This is a genomic window from Novipirellula artificiosorum, from assembly GCF_007860135.1.
Classification (GTDB): Bacteria; Planctomycetota; Planctomycetia; order Pirellulales; family Pirellulaceae; genus Novipirellula_A; species Novipirellula_A artificiosorum.
Genome location: NZ_SJPV01000002.1, coordinates 756,210 through 763,459 on the forward strand (window position 1 = coordinate 756,210; position 7,250 = coordinate 763,459).

Sequence of the window (7,250 nt, forward strand, 5' to 3'; positions counted from 1 at the left end):
CGACGTACTCCTATCCTAGGAATCGTCTTGCCGCGACATCGGGGGTGTTGCCAGGCAAAACGTCTCGATCGGTCGACCCAACGCAGCGCCACCGACAAGGCGGGCGGATGCGGTTACCGGTTCGGGGCAGTCACACAAGGGCTTCCCAAAAAGGCAACGGGCAAATTTCGATCTTCGCAGTCCATTGCAGCGTAACAGAATCCCTCGACTCGCCAAGCACCATCTTGCAAAGAGCAGGTTTTGGCGAGAAGAAAAGAATGGGTTACGAGCGACCCAGGATTGTGCAAATCGCCCCCCTCGGCGTCAAGATCAATTTTCTTGAGCAAAAATGAAAATGTCAGAAAAGGCTCGGGTACTTTATCACAGCTCAGTGATCGGCCCCTATCCCGGATTATTCATCCGTCCAAACCTATTCCCCGTAACCCTTTGTATGCAATCAGCCTACACCGATTGAGTAAAAAACAGAACAGACTGCGCACGTTGGATTCGTAGGCTTTAGCCAATTCAGCAAGGATCCAGCACGCAATCGGCTAAAGCCTACCACTCCAACGAATCATCCGGGCTAATCGGGAAAGGAGAGACGCTTCTCAATTTCGAGCGATTCTCGTAGGAACTCGGACTGCGCCGCGCGGGCTGCGTCGAGTATCTCGTGAGTTTCCTCCAACAATGCCTTCCATTGAACCTCTTCGCTTTTGGTAATCGCATCGATCTGAGCTGCCGCTTCCACGATCGAGTCGATTCCGCAGCTGTCGGCGGTCTTGCCGAGACAGAGGACATGCATTGCGATGCCTTCGAGATCCTGGTTCTCGATGGCTTCGGCCAATCGTTCCACATCTTGTCCAATCTGAATGGCTGCTTGTTTGCCAAGTGCAAATGCACCCGAGGTCACGGTGGGCGTCCGGTTGTCGATCGAAGATGCGAACAGTTCCACCAACTCAGCATCGAACTGCGTCCCCGCGCAGCGACGCAGCTCAGCAATCGCTTCTTCGTGAGACCGGCCCTTGCGATAAACGGTATCGGAGAACATCGCATCGTAGCTGTCGCAGATCGTCAACAGTTTGGCACACCACAGCGTGTGCTCATCGCTCGGGAGTTCGGCGGAGTCCGTCGCGCTGCGACCGAGCAGTTGATGTGCCGAGATGATCGCGGTCAATTCAGGACAATCGAACGCACCGGCAACGATTTCGACGCCAATCCGATCATGTCGGGCCATGACTTCCCATTCTTGCTCGGTCAATGCGCCCGGCTTCAAAAGGATATGGTCGGGAACCCCTACTTTGCCAATGTCGTGCAGCAATGCTGCGATTTCGAGCAGGTAGATTTGTGCTGGATCGAGAGTCAGTGCGGACGCTCGTGCACAGAGGTCTGCAACGCGCCGGCTGTGCTCGGCGGTCTTAGCATCACGGTACGAGAGCGCAGACATCAACGCGGTGACCGCTTGGTACGAGATCTCGAGTCGTTTTGCCTTCTTGGGCATTCGTTGTTCGGACGTGTTCTCGATTTCCGATGCCATGTTGATGTTGTAGGCAATCACGCGGTTTCGGCCTTCGCGTTTTGCTACGTACAAACAAGCGTCTGCTTGATTGATCAGCTCTTGCGTATCGACCGGATTGAATCGCAATTCCGAAACGCCAATGCTGGCGGTGAGCCGCAACTCGGCAGGATCTGCGAAGGTGATGCTGGCGATCGCCTCGCGCGTCCTTTCCGCCTCCGTGATCGCTTGACGCAGACTGAGTCCTGGCAACACGACACAGAATTCCTCGCCGCCGTACCGGCAAACCAATCCATGATGTTGGTGCATGTCACGAATGGTCTTCGAGACGCGGCGCAGGACTTCGTCGCCGACATGATGTCCATAGGTGTCGTTGACGTTTTTGAAATGGTCGTTATCGATCATGATGCATGCCAATGGCGATTCCTCGGCTTTCGCCTCACGCCACAGCTTCTCAAACCGTTCAAAGAACGCACGACGATTTAGGCATCCCGTCAAGGCGTCTTGAGTGGCCAAAATTTCCAGTTCACCGTTTTTGCGTTCGATCTCGTCGCGGCTGCTGCGGAGCATGCCAAGCATTCTTTCGAGTTCTTCGCGGTGTTCTTCGACGTGGGTAACGTCGCGGAAGGTTGCCAAGGCACCTCGCTGTTGATCATCGCCTCCGAGCGGGGCTGCGTTGACCGAGAAGATTCGGTTTCGCCCGTCCGCTAACCGGTACCGCAACATCTGCTCGCTTTGCAACTCGCCATTTTCAATCGCTGCCATCCAGGGATAGACCTCGGGATGTTCGCTGCCCGTCGGCAGCGACCACGCCATTTCGGATGCGCTTTGCAAGGCCAATTCTTCGGAACTCATCCCGACCGTATCGGCAAATGCTCGGTTGGCTAAGACGATGCGTCCCTTCTCGTCGAGTACCAACAACCCTTCCGCCAGCGTATCGAGTGCCTGACGCACACGATCCGGCACCACTTGGGTTTTGCTGAACACGCCCATGATTTTCGCCACAAACAAGGTATACGAGGCAAGTCCTGCGAGTACGAAGAACCCAACCAGCCGATAGATGGAATGTTCGGTGAGCGGTGCTAGCTTGGAGGTCTCTGGCTTGTGAAAACAAAACTCAACGGTGCCCCAAGGACGTCGGTTGAGGGTGATCGGTACCTTGACGATCTCGACCCGTGGCTCAAGTTCGGGGTCCGATGGCCACATCTCTGCGTGGTGGCCGGTGTCGAGTCGAAGGGTGCCCATCTCGCTGCGAAGGCCGATCGACAGCAAGTCCTCATTCCGTTCGACCTGCGTTCGCAGGATCGTGGTCAGGTCGACCCATTGTTGTCGGCGAACGTGCGCAGACGAATTGATCGCAATGGATTCGCACAGCGATTGCCTGCCTTGTAGCTGAATTCTCTCCGTATCGGGCAGCATTCCGAGCCACTGTGCACCCAAAATAAGACTCACGCCCACGCACACCAGTGCAAAAGCAAGTCTTAACGATGCGATGAACTCTCGTAGCAAAACGCGAAGTTCCCGTTGAATTGGGATGCGAAAACGATGGACCCTCCCCAAGGAATAGGGGCTACGCTGAAGTGTTGATCACCACTGAGCGCAAGCGGGTTGAATCAAATTGATAAACCCTGGACCCAAAAAAAGTGATGCCGGATTCTCCGGAAATCCCAGTTGCAAGGATTCTGCTGGCCTCGTTCTTGCATCAATCTCGTTCGATGCTATTTGGAGGAGTTGATGTCAATAGTGTGCCGTCTTCGCACGTTCATGCTGTGCTGATTCGCCCATTGGCGGCGATTCCTTCGTGTCGCGTTCCCTGTCCGTTTTCTTCTCCGGAAAAAGTGCGATGTCATTCCGTAGCCCCGCCCCATCCATTGCCCGCGGTGCCTCCCGATCACGTCGTCGCCTGCGAAGGCGTATCCGTCGATCGGCCATGATTGAAAAGCTCGACAGCCGGATCTGCTTGGCGTCGGAAAGGGATGCGGATGACTGGTTCGCCATGGTCGAGCTTCTTGGCTCAAGCAGTCCGGCCTACTCAGCCGGTTCGAGCAATAGGTAATCGAGCCCGACCATGTGCCGCTTGATGGCTTTGGGGTTCGCGCCAGCAATCGTAAACGACATCTTGTTCGATATTGCGTCGAGCTCAAACGTGCCAAGCACAGTTGGCTCGTTGACCACTCGTGGCGCATACAAGTCATGCGTTCCGCCATCGGAAGTGTTCAGCGAAACTTTCACAATGGCGTAATCGGGAGCGTGTACGAAACCGGCGGTTATTTTGTAGGTTCCCGACTTGGGCGCTGGAAAATCAAGGGTCAAACGATCACCCGCCTTGCCATCGATCCACCAGAGTTGAGCGTCGTTGCTCCAATGGTACCCGCTGATCCTTTGGATTTGGAAGTTCCCTCCTGTCTTCTCAATGACTCTTATCGTTTCTGCCTCGATCGCGCCTTCAACGAAGACAGGCTTCACGATTTGTGAGACGTGGAGAGTTACTTTTCGTGTTGCCGACTCGATATTGGGTTCAACATTGCTCGTGGCATTTGGCATGGCGTACCAGAAGGTGGTTGGAGCGTAATCGACCTTGGTATCACGCCAGTGCCAAAGTTCCATGTCAAACGTGAGCAAACGGTCGAACGGAATCGCATCGAGACTTCGGTATCGACTGTTCACGGAAAAGCCACCGGCCAGGTTTCCGCCACCTTCGGGTTGCGAGTGAAACGGGGCGCTGAACGACTCGGGCCGACACCAAGCATATCCGTAGTAGTCTTCGGTGCCGGTTCCGAAATGGGACGGAAATGCTTCGCCATCGACGTAAATCTTTTCGTCGCCTTCGCCCCACCACGCAGCGGTTCCATTGAACACGGTCAGTGTATCACCAACGTAGATACCGCGGCCCTTGATCGAGATGTAGTTGACATCCCTCGCTCCCTCACGTTTCTCCATCTTCTTGTCAATCCCGGTCGAGATCTCCGAATACTGTCTCCAGCACGTATGAAAGTGCATCGAGTGATCGTCCCACACCCATGGGCCAGCAAGCACCGTGCATCGGTCGATCGTCACCGGTTGATCCCCTAGGTTGTGCACCGTGATTTCGCAAGATTCCCCGAATGGCATCCGCCACCAACAGGTCATCAGTCCGTCCGGGGTAACTTCGGTATACCAAGTCTTGTACGGCTTGACCTGGTAGCCAATGCCAAAGAAATCGCCAACGGGACACCAGACTGTGGACTCGTCATCGAATTTGATTTGCAGCACCGTGCTGCGTAGTGCTTGTGGCAAATCTGCAGCCGACACCTTGAGCGACAATTCGTTGATCGCCGCAGGCCCGTCGAGCGAAATCGTTTCGGTGCCCTCGGGTTGTAGCGTCTTCTTGCTTAGGGTTGTCGTCTTAAGGCCTGCGGCGGTCACCCCCGATTCAAGCAATCGACTTTGAACCGTCTTGATCTTCGCTTGCATTCGTTCGAGCTGGGAGGTATCAAATGTTTCGACCTGGGTGTCTTGGTCGTAGGTTCGATAGTTGATTTGGTAGTAGAGCGCTTCGCCCTTGCGGCCCCCCCGGTCGATCAAAACATCGGCCGAATAGGTGATCTTACAGTGCTTGGCATAGGGAATGGGCAAGTAGAGGTTGTGGCCGCGCTGTGCATACTTTGTTTTTGGCGAGACGCCTTGCGACAGCGGGGCACCGACAAGGCCATGGGTTGCCGCTTCGCCTCCATCGATAAACTCGCTCATCCTACGTTCAAGGGTTGGCGTTTCTTCACCGTCTAAGTACACGCGCAGCGTGCCATCGGAAAACGCCGTGCCACCCGGCCCATGCCAAGTCGCCCAGAAGCGAACCACGGCACCAGGACCTTCCGCATCCAGCAGTACATGTTCGGAACGCCCGTCTTTTTCCTCTGTCCGAATGAACTGGCTTCGATCCCAGTTTGCGAACCAGCCTTCGTCGTCAGCCGAAACCGAATCACGATCATAGCTGCTCGCCTGGCGGCAGCTGTATTTAGCGCCTGGCCAGCGGGCAATCACGCTTCGATCAATCATTTCATCGAGTAGGGAACCGAGGGAGATCGTTGCAGGTTTTTCGGCGGAAGATTCCGCGTTGGAACCGTTAAGGAAGGCAAGAGCGATCAGCGACAGGAATGATAGGTGAGCGAGACGGAGGGGACGGGCGAAGGAGCGAGCGGGTTTCGGGTTGAGGTTCACAGGGGTGCTCCGTGGGCGCGGGTGGGAAACGGTTGGACGGGGGTCATCCATCATACCAAAGTCGTCACTTGTTGTTCACGCGATGCTACGCACGCGAAAACGCACTGCGAAGAGTGGAGGCGTCGAAACCGGTCGGAGCATCGCCACTTGCTCCATACATATAAACGGCCGCCTGGACGATCGCGGACAAGGCGCTTGAAATCAGCGAAACGATCAGGATGCCAATAACGCCGAGGACGACCAGGATTCCACCGACGATGGCGAGGTTTCCGCCGAGCATGATCCCTCCCGTGACAATCAGGACGATGCAGGGGATCATCGCCAAGAAGCAAAAGAAACCGATGCTGCTGTTGCCTGCCAACGCTTCGCCCCAAGAACTTTTTAGAAGTTCACCCGAGCGTTTCACGGCCGCGATGGGCCCGAGACGCTCGATCACCAAAACGGGAACGACAAAGAAGGTTGCTGCCGACCATGCCATGCCAAGAATCGCCGAAACGAACTGGCCCACACGCTCGCTGCGGCTTTCGATCACTCGCAAGATCAGTCCAACCGTCGCACTGACCAATGCCCAACCAGCGATTTGCGGCAATCGAGCCATGGCCGCCGACAGCCCTTCACGGATGGTGGGATCGGCGCCATAGAATCGCTTCACAGCACATGCAATCAACGCACTGTTGAAAAAAACGATCACGAAATAGTTGACGAAGTAGAAGGCGAACAGGATCGCCAAATACAACGGGTTTTGCATTGGATCGCTACTCTGATCGTCTCCGACTCCTGCGCCGACAGCGTTCTGGACCGTGCCCGTTGCCAACAAGGGCACCGCAAACGACGCCATCACCATCAAGCAACCGATGCCACTCAATAGCGGGAACAGCAACAAATGCTTGTCCGTTCTTAAAACGTCCCAACTTTGACGAGCAAGTGAAAACCCGGTAGCAAATCGTTCAAACATCATTCATTCCCGTGTAGAGGTGTCTACAATCTAGTGCTTTGTCAATCTCCAATTATAGGGTTCGAGGGACCGGAGGGCTCGCGTGCTGCCGCTAAAACTTGTAGCGGAACGGCGCGAGCCGTCCGGTCTGACCCTAATTTTTTGCTCATCCGGCGGAAGCGTGCGCAGGAGGTTTTCGAGGCATCTCTCCGGTGTCCAATCATTGCTGGCAGAAGCTATTTTCACTTGTTATTGTGCAGTTGCCGAGAGAAACGGAGTGGAGCTCTGCAGAGGTGCAACTTGACAAGGGATATCCCGGTCGACGGTGCGCCAAGGGTGCTAGCGGTTCCCGGCGGACGACCGTCCGTCGGGGACTCTTTTCTAAGAGATCATTGGACACCGGAGCCATACCTCCAAAAATCCTCGAGTCTGGGTTCCGCGCGCTTCCGTCGGATGAGCCATTTTTAATCGGGACAAAGCACTAGAGCATTTTTGTAAATGATGGGGGAGCTAATCGGAAACGGGGTCAGGTACCAATAGCCAAATGGCCAGCAAGGGTGCTTCGCACGATTGGTACCTGACCCCGTTTCCTTGTGCGCGAGAACCTACGTCCTTCGTAAAAATGCT

General features: G+C 55.2%; 4 protein-coding genes. All 4 read right to left on the minus strand.

Translation table 11 applies throughout. The features are described from left to right. Positions 1-562: 562 nt before the first annotated feature. Positions 563-2,944: a diguanylate cyclase gene (locus Poly41_RS08700; RefSeq protein ID WP_231615521.1), complete on the minus strand. Its 2,382-nt coding sequence runs from the start codon at positions 2,942-2,944 to the stop codon at positions 563-565. A 285-nt stretch (positions 2,945-3,229) separates the two neighbouring features. After that, positions 3,230-3,490 carry a hypothetical protein gene (locus Poly41_RS08705; protein WP_146525502.1) on the minus strand — a complete coding sequence of 87 codons (261 nt, stop codon included), beginning with the start codon at positions 3,488-3,490 and terminating at the stop codon, positions 3,230-3,232. A 30-nt stretch (positions 3,491-3,520) separates the two neighbouring features. Further along, positions 3,521-5,689 (minus strand): glycoside hydrolase family 172 protein, encoded by a 2,169-nt coding sequence (locus Poly41_RS08710; RefSeq protein ID WP_197231164.1) that lies wholly within the window; start codon positions 5,687-5,689, stop codon positions 3,521-3,523. An 85-nt stretch (positions 5,690-5,774) separates the two neighbouring features. Beyond that, positions 5,775-6,647, minus strand: coding sequence for a DUF6159 family protein (locus Poly41_RS08715; RefSeq protein WP_231615522.1), 873 nt, complete (start codon positions 6,645-6,647; stop codon positions 5,775-5,777). Positions 6,648-7,250: the final 603 nt, after the last annotated feature.